Genomic DNA, 22,734 nt, shown 5'->3' on the forward strand with positions numbered 1-22,734 from the left:
GGTGACTGGGCTGAACGCATCGGCCAGCCTGGATGCACGCAACTGACCGCATCCGTCGCCGGGTCCAGCGCGAAAGGGGCCTGGTGAGCGACCGTACTGACGCACAGCAACGCATCTATTCGGTCAACTCTGAGCAGACGGCCGGAGCCGGCGTCTGCCTCGCCCCGTTCCCCGCCTGCGCGGAACGAACGCCGCAGCGGTCCGGCTAGCTGCGGCAACAACAACGCTGCTGCCGCACCCAACATTTCAGACCGCGGACTCGCGATCAGCCGCCATCGGTGAGCACGGAGAGGTCCTGACCGGAGCCGGGCACAGAGACAGTGCCCCGGTCGTCCGGAAGTACCTGCACTGTGAACGCGGGCAGCTTCTTGCTCTTGCGCTCCAGCATGCGGGAGGCGTGCACCGGTCCGCCCGAGAGCCGTTCGACAGTGACCGCGTAACTCCCCTTCACGCCCTTCGGCAGGGGCGGGACGAGAGACCTGGTTGTCTTGCTCTTGACCTTGTACGTCTTGCTGACGGGCTCCCCGCCACCGCTGCCCGCCGACGACGTCACACGGACTGTCGCCGACTTGCCAGGCGCGGTGAGCGACAGGACGGAGCCCTTCCCGCTGTTGTCCGCCGCAGTGGCATGGTGCGCCAGAGGCGCCGTGCCGGGGATGAAGGCGGTCTCCTGGTTCGCGCCCTTGCCGCGTATGACGCGCACAGCGGCGATCACGGGCGTCGCACTGCTCGCGTCCTCCGATGGAGAGAGCACCAGCGAGCCGGCCTCCCCCTTGGTGAGGTCACGCAGGTCGACGGCCTTGGTCGTACCGCCGCGGACGTGCAGCGTCTCGTAACCGGCGGGGGAGATCTGCCCGGACGGGCCGGCGAGCCGAACGTCCAGGTCCGCGTCGTTCTCTCCGGGGGCGAAGACCGCCAGGCGCACGGCCTTGGCGTCGCTGGGGATGCCCGGCAGGACGACCTGCGGGGCAGGGTCGGCGACGCCTGAGATCCAGTCGCCGCCCAGCTTCTCGTCGACTGCCTGCACTTGGGCGCCCACGCGGCCGGAGCGGGCGACTACATGGAGCGTCACGTTGACGGCGGGCTCGTTCGTCAGCGTCGACAACAGCACAGGCACCGTGGAGTGAGGCCGGATGGTGATGCCTTCGCCGGCCTTGGAGTGCTCCTTGCCCTTCTTGCTGTAGAGGTCGAGGTCGACGACTGCGCTCGTGTCGTCGGGGTTGGTGAGGTGGACGTAGTCCTGCCGGTTCTTGTCGGTGCTCGCGCCGGGGAACCAGAAGTCGGTGTCGGGGGGTGCGCACGCCGTGCCCTGCAATCCTCGCCCAGCTCCGGCGGATACCTGCGTGGTCTGCTGCACGGTCCAGCCGGGTGCCAGCCGTCCGTCCGCCGAGCCGAAGAGGGCCGGTGCCTTGGCGGTGTCCTTCTCGGCCGTCGCGGGCTTGCCGGGAGCCTCCAAGGGGAGGAACGGCTTCGCCGCAGCGGCGCCGCCCGGCTCGTCGGTGCGCTTCTCCTCGTCCTTGGCGTCCTTCTTGCCGCCCTTTTCCTTGCCCTTTCCCTTGCCCTTGCCCTTGTCGTCGTCGGTGCCGTCCGTGTCCGTCTTCTCGGCGGGGAACAGCTTCGCGCCGCCCTTGCCCTCGCCGCCCTTGGGCGCGAAGGCGGTGTAGGCGGTCTCAGCGACGTCGGAGTAGCCGGGCTGCGGGCAGACCAGCGTGGAGCGCTCGACCGGCTTCCGACCGGCCCCGGCGGACGCCGCGGACTCCTCACCGCCCGGCGCTGCGACAGCGGCCACACCGGTCACGGCAGCGAGTGCGGTGACCGCTCCGATCAGGGTCATGGTGGTGCGGTTCACTGCTGATCGCTCCTGTTGCCGTACCGGGGGTCGTATCCGTACGGGTCGGTTGTCCCGGAGTAGTCGTCGTATTGCTGCGTGCTGTCCCAGCCGTCGTAGGGCTGTCCGTAGCCCGGGTCGGTCCGCTCCCCGCCGGACAGCTGCTCGCCGTAGGACGACTGGTCCTCGTAGTACGGACGAGCCGACTGCGAGGGTTCGAACTGCGGCTCGCCGTAGGACTGTCCGTACTCCGTGCCGTACCGTACGTCCGCTCCGGGCTGTGACCCGTAGGTGCTCTCGAACGCGGAGTCGTACGAGGAGTCGTACGCTCCGTCGCTCACGCCCTCGCCGGACGCGCCGTGCGCGTGCGCCGGCTGGCCGTCGCGCTGCTCGGGCAGTTCACCGCCCGGTGTGTCCGCAGCCGCCGATTCCTCCGCTGCAGCCGCACGCAGCCGTCGCGCACGGCGCCCCTCTCCGGGGACGGGCTGCGCCGGTACGGAGGCTGCTTCGGGCAGGTCGTCGTCCACTTCGCGACGGCGGCCGGGCAGTGCCATGACGACGACCACCACCGCGAGGAATCCCTGCATCCACAGCCACACCGTGTGCGCCATGTCCGTCTCGAAAGTGAGCTGCAGGCGGCCGCCGTCGGCCGGGAGCCTGAAGCCCTGGGCCCAGCCGTCGAGCGTGACGGGCTTCAGCGGCGTGCCGTCGAGCGTCGCCTGCCACCCCGGGTCGGCGCTGTCCGCGATGCGGAGTACACGTCCGGACGGCCCGGGCTTGATCTCCGTGTCCGCCTCGACGAGCCCCGCGGCCACCGGGACGGGTGCCTTCTGCGAGCCGGCGCTACCCGGTTCGCCGCTGTTCCCGCCGCTGACCACGCTGATCCGGGAGACCGCCCGGTCCACGCGCCACAGCTCGCTGCCGTCCTCCTGGCTCAGCCTGGTGAGGCCCGGCGTCGAGTCCAGTACGCGGCTCATCTGGCGGGGTGCGCCGTCACGGACGAGTACGTAATGCACCGCGTAGCCGCCCAGCTGCGTGGTCTGGTCGGCCCCGGAGCCCGCGACGAGATTGGCGACCACGCGTCCCAGACGCTCGTCGTCGCCTCCCGCAGCGGCCAGGTCGCCGTCTCCGAGCCGCGCGCCGGAGCCGCGCACCAGTGAGTACGAGACGTTCGAGAGCGCCTTGGACGATCCGGGGGCGTCACCTGACAGCACCAGAGTGCGTGCCTGGTCGCGGGTGATGCTCTCTTCCGCGACGAAGGCGGGTACCTGTACGGGATCACGTCGGGACAGCGGACCGTCGGCGCCGCCGACCATCCAGCTGACCGCGGCGACCAGCGGTGCGGCGACCGCGGCTGCGGCGACGAGCGCGGCCGCAGGCTGCTTCCAGCCGAAGTTCTGCTCCGCGACACGTTCCTTGGCGCCGTCCGCCCCGATGGCCGCGGCGCACAGCAGGGCGAGGCCGTAGACGAGGGTCGACGGGCCGGCCCAGTACGAACTGTTGCTGAGTCCGGCGTACAGCAGCCCGACCAGTGCGACCGCCCAGGCGGCGCGAACGGCCAGCTGGCGCTCCTCGCGGAGCAACGCGGCGAGCGCGGCCAGTACGACGCCGACGAGCAGCAGGCCGCCGGTGGCGCCGGGACCGCCCGGGGTCAGGGTCAGCAGGTCCAGCGCGGAGGCCGAGCCGCCTCCGAACGGCAGTCCCGCTTCCGCGAAGAAGTTGGAGGGGCTCGCCAGGAGTGACAGCGACCACGGGGCCAGCAGCACCATCGGTGTCACGAGCGGAACGCTGTGGCGGAGGGCGTACCGCTGGAGCGAGTCGCCCGCAGCGGAGCCGGAGCGGTCGGAGGCGGGGCCGGTGAAGCCCTGCCAGCGCAGCACCACCAGCAGGACGGCCAGCGTCAGCGCGATCAGCCACACGACAGGCGTGAAGGCCGTCGCCAGGCTGAGCAGCAGCGCGTAACCCCACACCGCGCGCCAGCCGGGTTCGCTGCGCAGTCCGCTGACCGCCAAGGCCGAACGCGCGAGCAGCGGCAGGGTGACGGCGAGGACGGCGGTCCCGATCCGGCCGCCCGCGAGTGCGCCGGTGGCCGCGGGCAGGAAGGCGTACGCGACGCTTCCCCACGCGCGCAGCAGGCGGGACTCGACGAGGGGCCGCGACGTGAAGTACGCGGTGAAGCCCGCGAGCGGCACGGAGCAGACGAGCAGCAGCGTGAGAGCGAATCCCGTACTGCCGAAGAGGACCGTCGCGACCGAGGCGACGACGGCGAGGTACGGGGGCGCGGTCTGCGTGCCCCCGATGCCGACCGGATGCCAGCTGTCGAGATAGCGGCCCCACAGGTCGGACACGTCGGCGGGCGCGGGGAGCAGCGCACCGCCGGCGAGTGCACCGCTGCCGAGCAGCGCACGGCAGGCGATCAGCGACACCAGCAGCAGGACGACGAACAGCACGGGACCCGGCTTGCGTGCGATCTGCTTGAGCCGAGCGAACTGTTCGACGTCCAGGTAGTCCGCGTCCTCGTCCCCGGGACCGGTCTCGACGGCGCCGTGACGCCCGCCCGAGGAGGTCTCCGGCTCCGACCTGCCCCCGAAGTGGCTGGCCACCTGCTCCGCGGTGACGCGGAGCGTGGCACCAGGCGGCGGGAAGAGGTGCCGCATATCGGTGTAGGGCACAGCCGGCTTGCCCCGGCGGCGTCGCGCGCCCATCAGCCGGCCGGGCCGGAGGAGCGTGCCGGTGAGGCCGGTCACCTCGTCCAGGGCCTGCCCGGGCACCTTCCCGACAAGATAGGCGAGCGTGCGCACCAGCGTGCCGAGCACGAGGCGCAGCAGCACCCAGGGGAGCTTCTTGCTGGGCACGTTGGCGAGCAGCGTGTAGACCGCCCCGGCCTTGTCGACGCGGTGCGGGCTGGCGCCGCCCCGTGCGGCCCTGCCCACGCAGTCGACGGGCCGGCGCTCGCGCGACGCCGCCTCCGCGTGGCGGACCACGGCGTCCGGAACGATCAGCACGTTGTGCCCTGCGGCGTGTGCACGCCAGCACAGGTCGACGTCGTCACGCATCAACGGCAACCGCTGGTCGAAGCCGCCCAGTTGCTCGAAGACGTCCCGGCGGATGAGCATGCCCGCGGTGGAGACCGACAGCACCGTCCGTACTTGGTCGTGCTGTCCCTGGTCCTGCTCGCGGCGTTCGACCCCGGTCCAGCGTCGGCCGCTGTTGGCGATCGACACACCGGCCTCGAGCAGTTGCCTGCTGTCGTACCAGCTGCGGAGTTTGGGGCCGACGACTGTCGCGCTGGTGTCGGCGTCGACGACGCGCAACAGCCGTGCCAGGGCGTCCGGTTCGGGGGCGCAGTCGTCGTGCAGGAGCCACAGCCACTGCACGGGCTCGCCGTGCGGCAGCTCCGGCATGTCGTAGGCGTCGTCCCGCCACGTGCGCGTGACGGGGTCCCATCCGCTGGGACGCTTCAGGTAGGGCAGATCGTCAGGCGTCGGCTCCCCCGCTGTCCGGGCGGCCTCGTCGACAGCGGCACCGAAGCCCGTACGGCGGGCCATGTGCAGAACGCTGTCCGGACCGAGCGCCTCGGTGAGGAGCCGCGCCGATTCGTCGGCGCTGCCCGTGTCGGCCGCGATGACGTTCTGCACCGGGCGTTCCTGGGAGAGCAGCCCCGAAAGCGCTTCGGGAAGCCACCTCGCGCCGTCGTGCGAGACGAGCACGGCGGTGACGACGTGCCGGGGGAACTCAGGTGTGGCCGCTTCGTACTGGGCCGCCGAATAGCTGTGCACGGACATCGAGGTGCGGGCCCCTCCCGGGGGTGCGGGGGCGATCCCCCGAAGACGCTGCGACGGACTGAGTAGGCGCACTCGCCCCTGGGAGGGGTCGCGCACCGTGGACGGGCACACACTAACGGCTCAATGCCATGCGCTCATCGGTCCGTGCAACTAGTCCATGCAACTGTCCGTGCAAGTACGGGCGTTTGCCGCCCGGAAGCCTGTCAGACAGCGGCCTTCTTCAGGCGCCTGCGCTCACGTTCGGACAGGCCGCCCCAGATGCCGAAGCGCTCGTCGTTCGCAAGGGCGTATTCGAGGCACTCGGAGCGCACCTCGCAGGCCAGGCAGACCTTCTTCGCCTCTCGGGTGGAGCCGCCCTTCTCCGGGAAGAACGATTCCGGATCGGTCTGCGCGCACAAGGCGCGTTCCTGCCAGCCGAGCTCCTCGTCCACCTCATCGACCAGCACTTCCTGGAACAGCTCGGCCATTTGTGCGCCCCTCGTCCGTCTTTGCGTCCCCGTGATGCTGTCGTTATCGATTCCTGAACGACACGTGTGAAATTACAAGTGTGCCGATCCGCGCCAGTCAAGCCGAGATCTGCTATTGAGTCCGTTATTCACTCTGCGGAACCAAGGGCGATAGGAAGTGTTGATTTCCGCACAATCCCTGTCGCGGCCTCGCAGAGGAGGTGTGATCCACGCCTCCTGAGAGGCAGATCACGCCGCGCCTCCCGCCGTGAGCGGCTTCCCTCACGCGTGCAACCCCGGTCACCGCGCGATCAGGAGTGCGCAACGCCGTTCCCGTACGCGGGCGTTGCCCACCTGTACCCCCCACGGAGAGCACAAACCTTTCCCCGCACACCGCGACCGGATGTGGTGAAACATCGGCCCCAAACACCTCATCCAGTTGACAGCGGTACGGGTGACTCGGTCTCCTTGACCACATGCCAGTGACCCCCACCGAGTCCCGCACGGCCGCTGCCGGCCGGCTCCTTCGCGCTGCTCGCGTCGTCCAGGGTCACCGCTGCTGTCGCTGTCGCTGTTGTTGAGGCACTCCTCGCAGCGTTTCGCTCTCGCTTCCTCCGCGGTTCCCGCCGCCCGGCCGGAACCACGCCTCTCCCCGCCCGTCTCTCCCGGGCTCCCTTCAGCGCGAAAGTCCACTGACGTGAACAGCGACGTCGAGATCGCGGGCGACCCGCTCGCCCTCCCCCACCTGATGCCCCCGGCCCCGGCCCACCCGACGACTGTCGCGGGCTTCGCACGGCTGGTCCGCACGATCGCCGCCGACCGCCCCGGCTGGGTCCCGCTCGTGCAGTACGACCCCGTCAGCCGCTGGTACCACCGGCTGCGCACCGGTCCCGGCTACGAGGTGTGGCTGCTCAGCTGGCTTCCGGGGCAGGGCAGCGGACGGCACGACCACGGTGCGTCCTCCGGTGTGTTCACCGTGCTCGACGGTGAACTGACCGAGCACTCGCAGGGAGAGCGGCACGTTCTCCGGCCGGACGCGCAGCGCGTGTTCGCACCCGGCTATGTGCACGAAGTGGTCAACGACGGTCTGGCGCCGTCCGTCAGCCTGCACGTCTACTTCCCCGGGCTTACGGAGATGGCGATGCATCCCTCCGGCGGCGCCTGCGCCGCCGCTTCAGCGGTACTCGCCGCCGGCTGAACAGGAGCCGGCCGTGCAGTGCGCGGAGCGTCGGTCCGCAATACGGGCTCGTCCGAGTGCGCGGGCGTCGTCCAGGCGGCGGCAACCGCCCTGCAGTTCGAGGACCGGCTGCTGACACACTGAGCGCATGGAGCGCATTGTGGTTCTGGCCGGCGGCATCGGTGGTGCCCGGTTCCTGCGCGGACTGAAGTCCGCCGTGCCCGACGCGGACGTCACCGTCATCGGCAACACCGGTGACGACATCCATCTGTTCGGGCTCAAGGTCTGCCCCGATCTCGACACCGTGATGTACACCCTCGGCGGCGGCATCCACGAGGGGCAGGGCTGGGGACGGGCCGACGAGACGTTCGCGGTGAAGGAGGAGCTGGCGGCCTACGGCGTCGGGCCGGACTGGTTCGGGTTGGGCGACCGCGACTTCGCCACGCACATCGTCCGTACACAGATGATGAGCGCCGGATACCCGCTCAGCGCCGTCACCGAAGCGCTCTGTTCACGCTGGCAGCCGGGAGTGCGGCTCCTGCCGATGACCGACGACCGCGTCGAGACGCATGTGCTCATCGACACGGCCGATCTCGGCGAGTCCTCGCAGGACAGGGGTGAGGACGGCGGCAAGGACAGCCGCAAGGCCGTCCACTTCCAGGAGTACTGGGTGCGGCTGCGCGCCTCGATCGACGCCCACGCCGTCGTGCCCGTCGGTGCGGAGAGCGCCAAGCCGGCGCCGGGCGTGCTCGACGCGATCGCCGAGGCCGACGTCGTCCTCTTCCCGCCGTCCAACCCGGTGGTGAGCGTGGGGACGATCCTCGCGGTGCCCGGGATGAGGGAGGCGATCGCCGACGCCGGAGTTCCGGTGGTGGGGCTCTCGCCGATCGTCGGGGGCGCGCCGGTGAGCGGCATGGCCGACAAGGTGCTCTCCGCGGTCGGGGTCGAGGCCACAGCGGCCGCCGTCGCGCAGCACTACGGCAGCGGGCTCCTGGACGGCTGGCTCGTCGACACGGTCGACGCCGACTCCACCCAGGCCGTCGAGGACGCCGGCATCCGCTGCCGCGCGGTTCCGCTGATGATGACCGACACGGAGGCCACGGCCGCCATGGCCCGGGAGGCTCTCGCCCTGGCCGAGGAGGTACGGGCATGACGCCGGCCCACCCCGCGGACGACCGCGCAGGACGCGCTCCCGCGTTCCAGGTGTGGGCGCTGCCCGGCATCCCGGAGGTGCGCCCCGGGGACGATCTGGCGAAGCTCATCGTCGACGCGGCGAGCACGAGCGGCGGCACGGCGCCGGAGCAGCAGGGGCTGGCCGACGGCGACGTCCTGATCGTCACGTCGAAGATCGTGAGCAAGGCGGAGGACAGGATCGTCCAGGCCGACGACCGTGAGGCGGCGATCGACGCCGAGACGGTCCGTGTGGTCGCGCGGCGCGGCCCCGCCCGGATCGTGCAGAGCCGGCACGGCTTCGTGATGGCGGCGGCAGGCGTCGACGCGTCCAACACTCCCGCGGGCACTGTCCTGTTGCTGCCCGAGGACCCCGACGCCTCCGCGCTGCGGATTCGCGAGGGCGTGCGGGACGCGCTGGGCGTCGACGTCGGGGTGGTCGTCACCGACACGTTCGGGCGGCCGTGGCGCGAGGGGCAGACGGACGTCGCCATCGGAGCGTCGGGCGTGCGGGTGCTGGAGGACCTGCGCGGCGCGCTCGACACGTTCGGCAACCCTCTGGGCGTGACGGTGACAGCTGTGGGCGACGAGCTCGCAGCAGCAGGCGAACTGGTGAAGGGCAAGGCCGACGGTCTGCCGGTGGCCGTGGTGCGCGGACTGCCTCAGCACGTGCTGAAGCCGGCTGAGCCCTCGGAGTCGGCCAGGGCGCTGGTGCGGGACGCGGAGCACGACATGTTCCGGCTGGGCACCTCGGAAGCCGTCAGGGAAGCGCTCGGACTCCGCCGGACAGTCCGCGAGTTCACGTCCGAGCCGGTCGACGGCGGCGCGGTGCGCCGGGCCGTGGACGCCGCGGTGACGGCGCCCGCACCGCACCACACGACGCCGTGGCGGTTCGTGCTGCTCGAATCCCCGGAGTCCCGCCTCCAGTTGCTCGACGCGATGCGCGACCAGTGGATCGAGGACCTGCGCGCGGACGGCAAGAGCGAGCAGAGCATCGCGAAGCGGATCCGGCGGGGGGACGTCCTGCGCAACGCGCCGTACCTCGTCGTGCCGTGCCTGGTGATGGACGGGTCGCACGACTATCCGGACGCGCGGCGCGCTGCTGCGGAGCGGGAGATGTTCGTCGTCGCCTGCGGTGCGGGCATCCAGAACTTCCTGGTGGCGCTGGCGGGTGAGCGGCTGGGGTCGGCCTGGGTCTCTTCGACGATGTTCTGCAGGGACGTCGTCCGTGACGTGCTCGGGTTGCCGGACGACTGGGACCCCATGGGCGCTGTCGCTGTCGGCCACGCCGCGGCGCCTCCGCGGGTACGGCCGCCCCGGGACGGCGGGGACTTCACCGAGGTCCGCTGATCTGATCGTTGCTGCGCACGGGCATTCGTGAGGTGGGACGGCTCAGTGCGCCTCTGCCGGAGCGGCCATCGCACTGCACCGGCCGAGGCCCGTACAGAGGTCACGCGGGTTGATCAGAGGCGGGCGATGTCGGCGATCGGGAACTTCGGCTGACGGCGCGACGGGCCGCGGCCGACCATCAGGATCAGTCTGGCCGCCCGGTGCCGCTGCCCCTCGTACGGGGCGAGCAGTTCCAGCATCCCGTCGTCGTCGGTGTCACGTGCGCCGGTGAGCGAGTGGCCGATGATGCGGGGCAGGTGAAGGTCTCCGACAGTCAGCGCGTCAGGGGCGCCGTTGCTGCGTTGCAGGGTCTCCGCAGCGGTCCACGGCCCGATGCCCGGAATGAGCTGGAGCCTCGCCATGGCGGCCGGGAGCTCCATCGATGCCGCCTCCTCGAGACGGGCCGCTCGCTGCGCGGCGCGTATGACTGCGGCGGAGCGTTTGCCGTCGACCCCCGCACGGTGCCACTCCCAGGACGGAATGCGGCACCAGGTGCGGCAGTCCGGCATGACGTACATCCCGTCGTGCGGTCCGGGTGCGCGCTCGCCGAAGCGGCGCACGAGGAGGCGCCACGCGCGGTATGCCTCCTGGGTCGTGACCTTCTGCTCCAGTACCGACGGGATGAGCGCCTCCATCACCAGTCCGGTGCGCGGCAGGCGCAGTCCGGGGTTGCGCCTGTGCGCCTCCCCGGTCAGACGGTGATGGGGCGTGAAGGCCGACGGGTCGTCCTCGGCCCCGAGCAGCGCGGGAAGCCGGTCGACGGCCCACTCGGCACCCGGGCCCCAGGCATCCCCGTGTACCTCGGCGCCCGCGGCCCGGGTCGTGAGCCGCAGCGTCGCGGGCCCCTCGGGCGTCCGCGTCGCACGCCAGACGGCACCGTCCTCAGTCCGGTAGCAGGGGTCGTACGGTCCGCGCCGCAGCACGCGCAGGTTGCTGCGCAGGTCGTAGAACGGCGGCGCGGTCCAGGTACGGGCGGCAGCGGCAGGCACGCCCGACAGCGTAGGCGGGGCCGGGCGGGAGCGGTCCCGCGGGGCGGGGAACTGTTCAGCAGCGCAATCGCGCCGGGCTGATGTCCGCTCCGCCGATGCTCCGCCCGGGGATTGGCCGACGTGTCACTGATCGGACGAGAAGCGCACAGCCCCCGCGGGGATGTGTGCGTCGCACCAGACGCGGATTCCCCCGCGCAGTTCGTTGTGCTCCCCCACCACCGCACCGTCGCCCACCACGGCGCCGTCGAGCAGGGATCCCGCACCGATGCGGGCGCCCGCACCGATGAGCGAGTCCCTCACCTCGGCGCCGGATGCGATGACGGCGTCGTCCAGCACCGTCGAACCGTCCACACGGGCGCCGGCGCCGACAGTGGCACCGGCCCCCACGACAGTGCCGCCCGTGAGCTTCGCGTCCGGGGCCACCTGCGCTGTCGCCAGGACGAGTTGGTCGCCGCATCTGCCCGGCACCGCGGGGGACGGTGCTCTGCCGAGCACGAGATCCGCAGAGCCGCGTACGAACGCCTCGGGCGTGCCCAGGTCGAGCCAGTAGGTGGAGTCGACCATGCCCTGCAGGTGCGCGCCGTCGGACAGCAGCCCGGGGAAGGTCTCGCGTTCGACGGACACGGGCCGCCCGGTGGGGATGGTGTCGATGACGGAGCGGTTGAAGACGTACGCCCCGGCGTTGATCTGGTCGGTGACGATCTCCTCGGGCGTCTGCGGCTTCTCCAGGAACGCGGTGACGCGGCCGGTGCCGTCCGTCGGGACGAGCCCGTACGCGCGCGGGTCGGAGACACGCGTGAGGTGGAGCGAGACGTCGGCGCCGGTGCGGGTGTGGGTGCCCACGAGTGCGGCGATGTCGAGCCCCGTGAGGATGTCCCCGTTGAAGATGAGCACGGGGTCGGCGGGGCCAGAGTGCAGTCGCGAGGCGACGTTGCGGATGGCTCCGCCCGTGCCGAGGGGCTCCTTCTCGGTGACGTACTCCAGGTGCAGGCCCAGCTCCGAGCCGTCGCCGAAGTACGGCTCGAAGACCTCCGCCAGGTACGAGGTGGCCATCACGACGTGGTCGACGCCCGCGGCCCGCGCACGCGCGAGCTGGTGGGCGAGGAACGGAACACCCGCCGCTGGAACCATCGGCTTCGGCGTGTGCACGGTCAGCGGGCGCAGCCGGGTGCCTTTGCCTCCGACCAGGAGGATCGCTTCTGTCACCAGTTTTCTTCGCTTCCTGACTGACGGAGGAGGCCTGAGCCGGTGGTCGGCGGCCAGTTTATGCAGGGGGACACACTGCCTGGGCGTGCCCCCGGACGTGCGGCTGCCGCGCCGTGCGGAGGAGCGGCGCGGCAGCCGGGCATGGCGTGCGGATGCGGAACCGACAAGGCGTCAGGACGTTGAACTGCGCGTGCAGCGGACAGAGGCGCCGGTCAACTCGCACGATCACTGCCCGTTGCTCTGTTCGTACCGCGCACTGTTCGTGCCGCCCTTTTGTCCCTACCGCGCGCTGTCCGTGCCGCCTCCCGCTCAGCGGCCCTGGAGCCGTCCGGCTTGTTGCCGTACGGCGGGCAGCTCGCCGTAGAGCCGTTCGCCCGGACACTCCGTCACGTAGCCGTCCCGGTGACCGGAGACGGCGTTGAAGGAGACCTTCGTCCCCTTCGTGTGCTTGGTGCCACCGCCGGAGGTGAGCGTCACCTTGCCCCGGGCGTCGACCCCGTGGACGCCGAGCTTCCAGGCGCTGAGCTTGGCCAGGGCCTCGGTGACCGCCTTGGGCGCCGACTCCTTCGTGTACGTGCCCAGGACCGCGATGCCGGTCGTATCCGCGTTGAACCCGAAGGTGTGGGCACCCATCACCGGTCGTGCCATGCCTCCGGCGCGCCCCTCGTAGATCTTTCCGCACTTGTCGACGAGGAAGTTGTATCCGAGGTCGCGCCAGCCGCTGCTCTTGACGTGGTAGCGGTAGATTCCGCGGATGATCGCCGGGGCCTGGTCGCAGGTGTAGTCGTTCGTCTCGGCCGAGTGGTGGACGAAGGCGGCCTTGACGGTCTTGCTGTAGCTGAACTCCTTCTCCCTCATGCTTTCGTCCGCGCCCCATCCCTTGCGGGTGACGATGTCCGGACGGGGCCCGATGCGGGCGTCCGCGGGCCGGTCGCTCCGCGACGGCGTCGCCTTGGCGGCATCGTCGCCGTAGGTCGCCCGCGTCTGGGCGGAGGTCATGGCAGGCAGCACGCCCCCGGGACGCTTCTCCGGGCTCTCCGCGGTCTCGCCGTTCGCCTCGCCACCGTCCCGGCCCGCGCCGGGGCCGGGGTCACGGCGCTCTTTCGGATCACGGCTCCCGGTACCGGACGACGGAGTGTCCGGCCCGGGATCGACGAGTTCCAGGCGGGCGCCTCCGGGCAGTTCGGCCTTGCCGCCTTCCTGCCCGTGCGACTGTCCGCTCGCTCTCGTCGGGGACTTGTGCGGCACGATCCGTACGCGTACCGCGTCGGAGTTCCCGACCCAGAGCGGTGCCGTCGAGCCGAGGGCCCGGCGCCCGGAGGACCTCTTCGAGCTTGCCTCCGGACTGTGGCCGCCGTGGGTGTCCAGCGAGCGCCAGGCCGACCATCTGCCGTTGCCGGACGCTCTCGTCTGCACCTGGAGCTGTCCGCGCGGTTCGGCGGCGGCGTCCTTCCAGACCACCCCCACCAGGGAGAAGGGCTTCACGTTGCGGGAGGCGACGCGGCGTCCTCCTGAGGGGTCGTCCTCCCATGCGGAGAGGAGCTTGTCGCCCGAGCGGGTGCTGTCGGAGGGAGTGCCGAGCGGCAGCGACTGCGTGCTGCCCGGTACTCCCGTTCCGGAATCGGCCCGCGCCTTCCCGGCCGGAGGAACTGCGTCCTCCGCGGGGTCGGCGCGGCCGCCGGGCAGCGTGGAGTCGGCGGATTCGGTGGGCGACAGCGGAAGCAGCAGCAGGGCTCCCGCACACGCGGCTCCGATCGATGTGACAAGTAGTGCACGCATGGTGTGATCGTGCACATATGCCTACAAATCTGTCTATTCGGACAGTGTTCGGCTACTGACGCTGTGTCCGACGTCTGGCCCGTGGTGTGCGTGCTCCGCTCCCCCGCAGTCGCACCCGGAACGCCACACGTACGCTTGCCGGGTGAGTGCTCCCGTACGTACCGTCGCCGGCCTGCTGAACTCCGCCCTCGCGGCGGACCCGGGCCGCCCCCTGGTGACCTACTACGACGACGCGACAGGTGAACGCGTCGAACTCTCGGTGGCGACGTTCGCCAATTGGGTGTCCAAGACGGCGAACCTCTTGCAGGACGATCTCGCCGCCGAGCCCGGCGACCGGCTGGCCCTGCTGATGCCGGCGCACTGGCAGACAGCCGTCTGGCTGGTCGCCGCCTCCGCCACGGGAGTCGTCGTCGACCTGCAAGGCGACCCGTCGGCGGCCGCGCTCGCAGTCAGCGGCCCGGACACCCTCGACGCCGCCCGTGCGTGCCCCGGCGAGCGGGTCGCACTCAGCCTCCGCCCGCTCGGCGCGCGCTTCCCGGAGACGCCCGAGGGTTTCATCGACTACGCGGCCGAGGTTCCCGGGCAGGGCGATCAGTTCATGCCGTACGTCCCCGTGGATCCCGGCGCCCCCTTCCTCGTCGTCGGGCAGACGGAGGAACTGACAGGGCAGCAGGCCGTGCAGCGGGCGGAGGAGGACGCCGCCGCGACGGGCCTGTCGCAGGGGTCCCGGCTGCTGTCGACTCGTCCGTTCGACGGCTGGGAGGGACTGAGCGCCGGCCTCCTTGCTCCACTCGCGGCGGGTGGCTCCGTCGTCCTCTGCCGCAACACGGCCCGACTCGACGACGCGACGCTCCGGCGCCGGAGCGAGGAGGAGCGCGTCACCCACACCGTCGACTGAACGGTCTGCCGCCCTCGGCGCTCCTGTTCTTCCTTATCGGCTGTGATCAGCAACGATCAGGGGAGAACGCGATCATCAGCTTTGCGTACAACTCTGCACAGGCTTCGGGTGTCTCCCTACGTGACGGGGCGCCCGCACGCCTGTACGCCTCCCTGCACGCGCCGCCGATACCCGAGGGATGACGCAGACGTGACCGACCCCGGCCCAGACGAGGACAGAGCGACCGAGAACAGCACCGCGGCCACCGCGAAGACAGCAGCTTCGACAGACTCCGGACGCACCGCCGGGCCCGTCCCCCGGAACCCCCGCCGGCCCTCCCCCGCTTCCTTCCCCCGAACCCCCGCACGCTCCGCCCCCCGCTCCCGCCGCCGATGGCTGCGCTGGGTGGCACTGAGCGCCTCCCTCTCCGTGCTGGGCGTGGCCGGGGCCGGCTGGGCCCTCTACGAGAGGCTCGACGGCAACATCCGCACCGACGTCGGCACCGCGAAGGAACTCAAGCGCTACGCCGCAGAGCGCCCCGCGGCGCCTGCCGGTGAGGCGAAGAACATCCTGCTGCTCGGCTCGGACAGCAGGAAGGGCAGCAACAGCGCCTACGGGCACGACGAAGGCAGCTCCCGCGCGGACACCGCGATCCTGCTGCACCTCTCCGCCGACCGGCACAGCGCGACGGGAGTCTCGCTCCCCCGCGATCTGATGGTGGATCTGCCCGCCTGCCGCCAGGCGGACGGCTCCCACACCAAGCCGCAGTTCGGACAGTTCAACTGGGCGTTCCAGTTCGGCGGGGCCGCGTGCACTATCCGTACGGTCGAGCAGCTGACCGGCGTACGCGTGGACCATCACCTCGTGGTCGACTTCGCAGGCTTCAAATCGCTCGTCGACACGGTCGGGGGCGTCGACGTGTGTCTCCCCGGGGCCGTCCGGGACCGGGACGCCAAGCTCGATCTGCCCGCCGGGCGCCAGACGCTGGGCGGCGAGGACGCCCTGGGCTTCGTCCGGGCGAGGCACGGGCTGGGAAACGGCAGCGACACCGACCGCATGCACCGGCAGCAGCAGTTCCTCGGATCCCTCGTGAAGAAAGTGCGCAGCAACGGTGTACTGCTGAATCCGGCAAAGCTCTATCCGGTCGTGCACTCGGCGACCTCCGCACTCACCGCGGACCAGGGCCTGGATTCACTCGGTGAACTGTACGAACTCGCGCGCGGCGCAAGGGATATCCCCGAGGACCAGGTGCGCTTTCTGACGGTTCCCCGGCAGTCGTACTCCCGGGACCGCAATCGCGACGAACTGGTCCAGCCGGCGGCCGCGCAGCTCTTCGCCCAGCTCCGCGAGGACCGCCCTGTGCAGGTCAGCGACGGCGGGAGCAGGACCGATCGCGCAGCTCCCGCACCCTCCGGACGGACCGAAGGTCCTGCGAGGAACCATGCGCAGAGCAGTTCCGTCAGATCATCGGTGCGGACTGAGACCGCACCGCGCACCCGTGCGGAAGACGACGGGAAGGGCGAAGGTCCGCCGGTCTACCGGGGGACCACAGCAGCACACGACATCTGCACCGGCGACAGCGCTGAGAATAGGGTGAATTGACCAGTTACGAGTTCATGGAATTCGTCACCGCCGTCGCTCCACAGCGAACCGGGCGGATAGTGTGGCCGCTTCGGTTCGACCCGTCAGGGCGATGCCAGGCGGCTAATGGAGGACTTACGCAACCGTGAACGCGCAAGGCCGTGGGCACGCGGGAGATGTCGATCCCGCGGATCAGTGGGTGTTCGACCCGGACACCGGCAGCTACACGCTGCGGCTGAACCCCGTTGCCGACGACTCCCGGAGTCAGTACGGCAGCAGCCGCCCAACCGCGCCACGTCAGAGAAGCAGTCCCGCCCGCGGGGAGGAGGCGCACGTCCCCCCGCAGCGCCGCCGCGGCCGCGCGGAGCCCCCCGCGCCTGCCGGGAACCGCGCCGCGGCGGGAGGCCGCCGCAAGCGCAAGCCCGCCCTGTCCAGGAAGCAGAAGGTCCTGCGCTGGAGCGCGGGAAGCCTGGGATTGATACTGGTCGCGGGTGGAACCGCCGGATACTTCCTGTACAGCCATTTCAACGGCAACATCAACAAGGTCGACGTCGGCCAGGACAACGCCGCGGTGACCGACGGGCCGGTGAACATACTCGTCCTCGGCACCGACTCCCGTAAGGGCAAGGGCAACGGCGGATACGGCGACGCCGCCAGCGTCGGCCACGCCGACACCACGTTCCTCTTCCATGTGTCCGAGGACCGCACCAACGCCACCGCGCTCTCCATTCCGCGCGACATGATCACAGACATTCCGGACTGCCCGACGAAGCAGAAGGACGGTTCGACGAAGACCGTCCCCGGGCAGCGGCAAGTGCGGTTCAACACCAGCCTCGGCCAGTCCGGCCGCGACCCGGGCTGCACTTGGCGCACCGTCGAGAAGATGACGGGCGTCAAGATCAACCACTTCATGATGGCCGACTTCAACGCGGTCAAGGAGCTGTCGACCGCCGTCGGCGGCGTCGAGGTCTGTGCGGCGAAGGACATCAACGACCCCAAGTCGCACCTCAACCTCAAGGCGGGCAGGCACGTCGTCAAGGGCGAACAGGCCCTCGCCTTCGTACGGACCCGCAAGTCCGTCGGCTTCGGCAGCGACCTGAGCCGGATCGAACTGCAGCAGCAGTTCCTCAGTTCGATGATCCGGAAGATGAAGTCCGGGGGGACGCTGACCAACCCCTCGAAGCTCTTCGCGCTGGCCAACGCCGCGACCAAGGCGCTGACCGTCGACACGGGCATCGGCAGCGTCGGGAAGCTGACCGACCTCGCCAAGGACCTGCAGCGGGTGGAGCCCAAGAACATCACCTTCGCCACGGTCCCGGTCGTGGACAACCCTGACGACGCGGCCACGGTCATACTCGACGAGGCCAAGGCGAACCCGCTCTTCAAGATGGTGCAGGCGGACAAGTCGCTGACGAAGACGGGCAAGGGCTCCAAGGGGAAGGAGCCGTCGAAGGCGAAGAAGGTCCCGGCGTCGCAGGTCCGCGTGGACGTGCGCAACGGCGGCGGCCCGGTGGGCGCGGCCCAGGAGACGGTGGACTGGATGCAGAACCAGAAGGGCGTGGGGCTCTCGACCAACGCCGGCAACGCCCCTTCGCAACTGTCAAAGACCCGGCTGGAGTTCGCCCCTGACCAGGCGGGCCAGGCGGCCACCGTCGCGGACATGATGGGCCTGCCGAAGTCGGCCCTGAAGGAGAGTTCGAGCGTCGGCAAGGCGATGCAGCTGACGCTGGGCAAGGACTTCACCAAGGCGGGCGAACCCGTCTCCGCGCCCGAGAAGGCGCCGGACGGCGTGCAGAACGTCAAGGCGAACGACAAGAACATCTGCGCGAAGTGACGTAGAGACCCCGGGCCCCCGCCAGGGCCCGGGGGGCGCACACCGCGTGGGAACGGAAACGGGGAGGTCCCGTGCGGCAGAACGGCACCCGAGGCGGCCGGGAGATGTACGACGGCGCGTCCGTGGAGCGTGACCGCAGGTGGGACGAGGCTTCGTACGAGGGAGGCCGCCTGCCGCGACAGCGACAGGGGCACGTACAGACAGGCGGCATGAAGATGGACTCCGACGGTTTCGACGACGGAGAGATCCGTCAGCCACGCAAGAAGAGACGGGTGCTGCGCTGGTTCAGCATCTGCCTGTCGCTTCTGATACTTGCGACCGCGGGCGCGGGCTACTTCTACTACGAGCACCTGAACGGCAACCTCAGCAAGGACCTGCTGAACCTCGGCGACAACAGGCTCGACAAGAGCGACCCCAACGCCGCCGGGCAGACCCCCATGAACATCCTGCTGCTGGGCTCGGACTCCAGGTCGTCGAAGGAGAACGTCGAACTCGGCGGGGCCCGCGGCGACCGTGACCGCCCCCCGCTCGCGGACGTCCAGATGCTGCTGCACGTCTCGGCGGACCGCAGCAACATGTCGGTGATCTCGGTGCCCCGCGACACCAAGGCGACGATCCCCAAGTGCACCGACCCGGACAGCGGGGACGTGTACCAGGAGACCACCGACAAGATCAACAGCAGCCTCCAGCACGGCGGCCCGGGCTGCACCGTCGCCACGTGGGAAGAGCTGACGGGCATCCCGATCGACCACTTCATGATGATCGACTTCGCCGGCGTGGTCTCGATGGCCGACGCGGTGGGCGGCGTCCCGGTCTGCGTCGACAAGAACGTGTACGACCCGCAGTCCAAACTCCGCCTGAAGAAGGGCAAGTCGGTGGTCAAGGGCGAGCAGGCCCTGCACTGGCTGCGTACCCGCCACGGCTTCGGCGACGGGTCCGACATCGGCCGCGCCCGCGCCCAGCACATGTACATGAACTCGATGGTCCGCCAGCTCAAGGCCGGCACGAAGCTCACCGACCCCGGCAAGATGCGCGGCCTCGCCGAGGCGGCGACGAAGGCGCTCACGGTGGACGAGGGCCTCGGCACCGTCAAGAAGCTCTACGACCTCGGCAACGACCTCAAGCGGGTGCCGACGAAGCGCATCACCATGGCCACGATGCCCTGGAAGTACGCGCCGGGCGGCTACGTGGTGCCCAAGCCGGGCGACGCGGACGACACGTTCTCGCTCGTCCGCAACGACATCGCCCTGGACGGCAAGGACAAGAAGAAGCAGAAGCCGAAGTCGCCGCCGCCCAGCAAGCCTTCGGCCCCCAAGTCGCAGATCCCCGTCCGCGTCATGAACGGCACCGGCAGCGCCCTGCAGGCGCCCGTGTCCGGACGGGCGGGAGTGATCTCCGAGCAGCTCGGCCGCGAGGGATTCGCCCAGGCCACCGCCGACCAGACGCCCCGGTCCCAGGCGGACACCACGGTCAGCTACCCGCTGGAGAAGAACCGCGGGGACGCGCTGGCGGTCGCCGAAGCGCTCGGCCTGCCCGAGAGCGCCGTGAAGCACTCCAGCGGAGTGGAGCAGGTGACGCTGGTCATCGGCGGCGACTGGCGCGACGGTACGACGTACCCGGAGGACGCCGGCGGCTCGGGCGGCAAGAAGGAGAACAAGGCGCCCGACAGCGCGGACGCGCTGCGCGGCGACAACGACAAGGCCTGCATGGAGGTCAATCCGTCGTACGTGTGGTGACGCCTGCCAGGCCCAGCCCCCGTTCCCGGGGCGAGCGAGCGGCGAGCGGACCGTCCGACGAGTAAGGGGCAGCCACCTGGGTGGCTGCCCCTTACGTCGCTGTACGGCCCCAGCGGCTCACTGGGCCGGCACGGGCTCCCGGCGGGAGGCGATGACCTTGCGGGCGAGCTTCCGCGGGCTCGTCAGGAACCCCCAGCCCCACGACATGTGCATCGTGGCCAGCGCGACGGGGATCTGCACCCGGCTGCGCAGCGGCAGCCCCTTGCCCGCGGGCAGCGAACCGGCGGTGATCGCCGCCAGATAGCCGGCCGGCACGAGGAAGCCCCAGGGGAACCCGGCCAGCCCGAGGCCGGTACCCACCGCGATCGCGCTCAGCGCGACCGGCGCCGCGAGGTAGCGCAGGTTGATCGACCCGGCGTGGTAACGCGCGACGACGTGGCGCCAACGCCCGTAGTTCTTGTACTGCTTGGCCAGCGCCCGCACGTTCGGCCGCGGACGGTACGTCACCTTCAGCTCGGGCGAGAACCAGATCCGGCCGCCCGCCCCGCGGATGCGGAAGTTCAGCTCCCAGTCCTGGGCCCGGATGAACTCCTCGTTGTAGCCGCCCTGTTGCTCCAGCACCGAGCGCCGGAAGACGCCCAGGTAGACGGTCTCCGCCTCGCCGGCCTGCCCGCCCGTGTGGAACGCGGCGTTGCCCACGCCGATCTTCGACGTCATCGCCGCGGCGACGGCGCGCTCCCAGTCGTTCTCACCCTCGGCGTGCATGATCCCGCCGACGTTGGCCGCGCCGGTCTCCCCGAGGAGCCGCACGGCCGTGGAGATGTACCCCGGCGAGAGCATGCCGTGGCCGTCCACGCGCACCACGACCGGATGTCCGGACGCCTTGATGGCGGCGTTCAGCGCCGCGGGCGTACGGCCCGTGGGGTTGGGAACCGTGTGCACCCTCGGGTCCTGACGCACGAGTTCCGCCGCGATCTCGTCCGTGCGGTCCGTGGAGGGGCCGAGGGCGATGACGACCTCCAGCTCGCCGTCGTAGTCCTGCTGGAGGATGTGCTTCACGGAGCTGCGGAGATGCCGTTCCTCGTTGAGGACCGGCATGATCACCGAGACGGCCGGCAGCTCCGCGCTCGTCGAGGAAGTCCTATCAGTCACGCGTTCACGTTACCGCGAACGGGCGTACGCCCCCGCACGCCAGGAGAGTGCCGCGGAACCGCGGAGCGGCGTGTGGCCGGGAGCCGCCGATCGTATCCCCCTACGGTATGGCGATGCGCGCGGATGCACACAAAGACGGCCGAAGGCCCCGCTGGGGTGTGCGCCTCGCCACAGCGCTGTCCGTACTGGTGCTGGGAGCGAGCGGCGTGGGCCACGTCATGGTCAGCGGGCTCAACGCGGACGTGAACCGGCTCGACCCCTTCCACGGCCTGACCGACCGCCCCCGCGACACCGGAGGCGTCAACTTCCTCGTCGTGGGCACCGACAGACGCGACAAGCTCTCGCACGAGCAGCGGCAGAAGTACCGCCTCGGAGGCGCCCCGTGCGACTGCACGGACACCCTGATGCTGGTGCATCTCTCCGCCGACCACGACCGCGCCAGCGTCGTCAGCCTCCCCCGCGACTCGTACACGAAGCTGCCGGCCCACACGGACGCCGGGACCGGCAAGCGGCACGCGGCCGTTCCCGCGAAGCTCAACTCCGCGTACGCGCACGGCGGGGCGCATCTGACGGTCAGCACGGTCGAAGCGATGACGGGCATCCACATCGACCACTACCTGGAAGTCGACTTCACCAGCTTCATGCGCACCGTCGACGTCCTGGGCGGAGTGCCCGTGTGCACCGACGAGGCGCTCAAGGACAGCCACTCCGGCCTGGACCTGCCCGCGGGCCGGACGAACCTCGACGGCGGCCGCGCCCTGCAGTACGTGCGGGCCCGGCATCTCGGCGACGGCTCGGACCTGAGCCGGATGAAGCGCCAGCAGCGCTTCCTCGCCTCCGTCATCGAGAAGGCGACGGACAGCGGCGTGCTGATGAACCCCGTGAAACTGAGGAAGGTCTCCTCGGCGGTCCTTCAGTCCGTACGCGCGGACGACGGCCTGGGCACGGAGCAGATGCTCGAACTGGGCCGGGCCATGCGGCGCTTCACCGCCGAGTCGTCCGAGTTCGCCTCGGTCCCCGTCGAGGACTCCGACTTCACCGTGCCGAAGCTGGGGTCGACCGTGAAGTGGGACGAGCGCAAGGCCAAGAGGCTCTTCGACGCGCTGCGCGCGGACCGGCCCCTCACGGAGCAGAAGCCCCGCAGGACGGAGCGCGCCGACGGCGACTCGCACCAGGCCGGAAAGGCGGACCGCCCCGCCACGGTGCGCATCCCTCCGTCCAGCATCCGCGTGCAGGTGGAGAACGGCACCGGGCGCGCGGGACTCGCACGCGAGGTCGAGAAGGGACTCGGCAGCACCGGTTTCGACACGACGGGAACGCCGACCTCGGCTGCCAGCAACGACGTCTCGCGTACGAGGATCGCCTACGACCCGCGCTGGGACCGCTCGGCGAAGACGCTGGCGAAGGCGCTGCCCGGCGCGAAGCTCGTCGAGGACGCCGGGCGCGGGCCCGTGATGCGGGTCACGGTGGGAGAGAAGCACCACACCGTGCGGCGGGTACGCGTCGAGTCGTCCGCCCCGAGTGCCGAACCGTCCCGGCCCGCGGGCGACGCGGTCAAGGGCGACGAGAAGGCCTCCTGCTCCTGAGCGCGTGCCGGGGGCCCCGCACGCCGCTCCATGGACAGAACACCTAGGGTGCGTCGTTTGGATCTTCGTGGATCAGCGAGCGGCGCCCGGTGCGTCCAGATGGCAGGCGGAGGATCGTCCTCGTACTGGGCGTACTCGGGCGACTCCGACAACGCAGCAGATGGGCGTGCTGGGCGTCGCGAGCCCGCGAAGATCCAAA

Annotated in this window: 15 protein-coding genes; 8 read left to right on the forward strand and 7 right to left on the reverse strand. The window is 70.6% G+C overall.

Annotated elements, in window-relative coordinates; translation table 11 throughout:
• Positions 1-265 precede the first annotated feature (265 nt).
• The 3 genes from H181DRAFT_RS21880 to H181DRAFT_RS21890 all read right to left on the reverse strand — a co-directional run bounded on the left by H181DRAFT_RS21880 (position 266) and on the right by H181DRAFT_RS21890 (position 6,080).
• Positions 266-1,849, reverse strand: coding sequence for a DUF5719 family protein (locus tag H181DRAFT_RS21880; RefSeq protein WP_045861879.1), 1,584 nt, complete (start codon positions 1,847-1,849; stop codon positions 266-268).
• Positions 1,846-5,613 carry a glycosyltransferase family 2 protein gene (locus tag H181DRAFT_RS21885; protein WP_045861880.1) on the reverse strand — a complete coding sequence of 1,256 codons (3,768 nt, stop codon included), beginning with the start codon at positions 5,611-5,613 and terminating at the stop codon, positions 1,846-1,848. Before H181DRAFT_RS21885 ends, H181DRAFT_RS21880 begins: the two co-directional genes overlap by 4 nt.
• A gap of 203 nt (positions 5,614-5,816) precedes the next feature.
• Positions 5,817-6,080 carry a WhiB family transcriptional regulator gene (locus tag H181DRAFT_RS21890; RefSeq protein WP_045861881.1) on the reverse strand — a complete coding sequence of 88 codons (264 nt, stop codon included), beginning with the start codon at positions 6,078-6,080 and terminating at the stop codon, positions 5,817-5,819.
• Between the two features lie 676 nt (positions 6,081-6,756).
• Here H181DRAFT_RS21890 and H181DRAFT_RS21895 point away from each other — a divergent pair.
• From H181DRAFT_RS21895 to H181DRAFT_RS21905, 3 genes are all read left to right on the forward strand, one after another.
• Positions 6,757-7,257 (forward strand): cysteine dioxygenase, encoded by a 501-nt coding sequence (locus H181DRAFT_RS21895; RefSeq protein ID WP_045861882.1) that lies wholly within the window; start codon positions 6,757-6,759, stop codon positions 7,255-7,257.
• A gap of 127 nt (positions 7,258-7,384) precedes the next feature.
• Positions 7,385-8,389 carry a 2-phospho-L-lactate transferase gene (gene cofD, locus H181DRAFT_RS21900; protein WP_045861883.1) on the forward strand — a complete coding sequence of 335 codons (1,005 nt, stop codon included), beginning with the start codon at positions 7,385-7,387 and terminating at the stop codon, positions 8,387-8,389.
• Positions 8,386-9,756: a coenzyme F420-0:L-glutamate ligase gene (locus H181DRAFT_RS21905; RefSeq protein WP_045861884.1), complete on the forward strand. Its 1,371-nt coding sequence runs from the start codon at positions 8,386-8,388 to the stop codon at positions 9,754-9,756. The genes cofD and H181DRAFT_RS21905 overlap by 4 nt, the downstream gene beginning before the upstream one ends.
• Positions 9,757-9,869: 113 nt before the next feature.
• Here H181DRAFT_RS21905 and H181DRAFT_RS21910 read toward each other — a convergent pair whose 3' ends face one another.
• The 3 genes from H181DRAFT_RS21910 to H181DRAFT_RS21920 form a co-directional block, all read right to left on the reverse strand.
• On the reverse strand, positions 9,870-10,784 hold the full coding sequence (locus tag H181DRAFT_RS21910) for a DNA-3-methyladenine glycosylase family protein (RefSeq protein ID WP_045861885.1): 915 nt from the start codon (positions 10,782-10,784) through the stop codon (positions 9,870-9,872).
• 123 nt (positions 10,785-10,907) lie between these two features.
• Entirely contained in the window at positions 10,908-11,990 is a 1,083-nt protein-coding gene (locus H181DRAFT_RS21915) for a mannose-1-phosphate guanylyltransferase (RefSeq protein ID WP_045861886.1), read from the reverse strand.
• 309 nt (positions 11,991-12,299) lie between these two features.
• On the reverse strand, positions 12,300-13,769 hold the full coding sequence (locus tag H181DRAFT_RS21920) for a peptidoglycan recognition protein family protein (protein ID WP_045861887.1): 1,470 nt from the start codon (positions 13,767-13,769) through the stop codon (positions 12,300-12,302).
• Positions 13,770-13,911: 142 nt separating this feature from the next.
• Between H181DRAFT_RS21920 and H181DRAFT_RS21925 the strand changes: the two genes are divergently transcribed.
• The 4 genes from H181DRAFT_RS21925 to H181DRAFT_RS21940 all read left to right on the forward strand — a co-directional run bounded on the left by H181DRAFT_RS21925 (position 13,912) and on the right by H181DRAFT_RS21940 (position 19,797).
• Positions 13,912-14,667 carry a TIGR03089 family protein gene (locus tag H181DRAFT_RS21925; RefSeq protein ID WP_045861888.1) on the forward strand — a complete coding sequence of 252 codons (756 nt, stop codon included), beginning with the start codon at positions 13,912-13,914 and terminating at the stop codon, positions 14,665-14,667.
• Positions 14,668-15,042: 375 nt separating this feature from the next.
• Positions 15,043-16,248 carry an LCP family protein gene (locus H181DRAFT_RS21930; RefSeq protein ID WP_254666945.1) on the forward strand — a complete coding sequence of 402 codons (1,206 nt, stop codon included), beginning with the start codon at positions 15,043-15,045 and terminating at the stop codon, positions 16,246-16,248.
• A gap of 124 nt (positions 16,249-16,372) precedes the next feature.
• Entirely contained in the window at positions 16,373-18,061 is a 1,689-nt protein-coding gene (locus H181DRAFT_RS21935; RefSeq protein ID WP_045861889.1) for an LCP family protein, read from the forward strand.
• A gap of 209 nt (positions 18,062-18,270) precedes the next feature.
• The gene (locus H181DRAFT_RS21940; RefSeq protein WP_254666940.1) at positions 18,271-19,797 is read left to right on the forward strand and encodes an LCP family protein; all 1,527 of its coding nucleotides are present in this window, start codon (positions 18,271-18,273) and stop codon (positions 19,795-19,797) included.
• A 117-nt stretch (positions 19,798-19,914) separates the two neighbouring features.
• On the opposite strand, the gene H181DRAFT_RS21945 is transcribed toward H181DRAFT_RS21940, so the two are convergent.
• Positions 19,915-20,949 (reverse strand): glycosyltransferase family 2 protein, encoded by a 1,035-nt coding sequence (locus tag H181DRAFT_RS21945; protein WP_074467988.1) that lies wholly within the window; start codon positions 20,947-20,949, stop codon positions 19,915-19,917.
• Between the two features lie 113 nt (positions 20,950-21,062).
• Here H181DRAFT_RS21945 and H181DRAFT_RS21950 point away from each other — a divergent pair, with 113 nt between their 5' ends.
• Positions 21,063-22,535 (forward strand): LCP family protein, encoded by a 1,473-nt coding sequence (locus H181DRAFT_RS21950; protein WP_254666941.1) that lies wholly within the window; start codon positions 21,063-21,065, stop codon positions 22,533-22,535.
• The last annotated feature ends 199 nt before the right edge of the window (positions 22,536-22,734 follow it).

Origin of the sequence: Streptomyces sp. WMMB 714 (genome assembly GCF_900090125.1) — a bacterium.
GTDB lineage: Bacteria > Actinomycetota > Actinomycetes > Streptomycetales > Streptomycetaceae > Streptomyces > Streptomyces daqingensis.

Excerpts from the sequence above, each read along its gene's own strand:
- H181DRAFT_RS21885 (WP_045861880.1), bottom strand. The coding sequence starts at position 5,613 with ATGTCCGTGCACAGCTATTCGGCGGCCCAGTACGAAGCGGCCACACCT.
- H181DRAFT_RS21890 (WP_045861881.1), bottom strand. The coding sequence starts at position 6,080 with ATGGCCGAGCTGTTCCAGGAAGTGCTGGTCGATGAGGTGGACGAGGAG.
- cofD (WP_045861883.1), top strand. The coding sequence starts at position 7,385 with ATGGAGCGCATTGTGGTTCTGGCCGGCGGCATCGGTGGTGCCCGGTTC.
- H181DRAFT_RS21905 (WP_045861884.1), top strand. The coding sequence starts at position 8,386 with ATGACGCCGGCCCACCCCGCGGACGACCGCGCAGGACGCGCTCCCGCG.
- H181DRAFT_RS21920 (WP_045861887.1), bottom strand. The coding sequence starts at position 13,769 with ATGCGTGCACTACTTGTCACATCGATCGGAGCCGCGTGTGCGGGAGCC.
- H181DRAFT_RS21940 (WP_254666940.1), top strand. The coding sequence starts at position 18,271 with ATGAAGATGGACTCCGACGGTTTCGACGACGGAGAGATCCGTCAGCCA.
- H181DRAFT_RS21950 (WP_254666941.1), top strand. The coding sequence starts at position 21,063 with ATGCGCGCGGATGCACACAAAGACGGCCGAAGGCCCCGCTGGGGTGTG.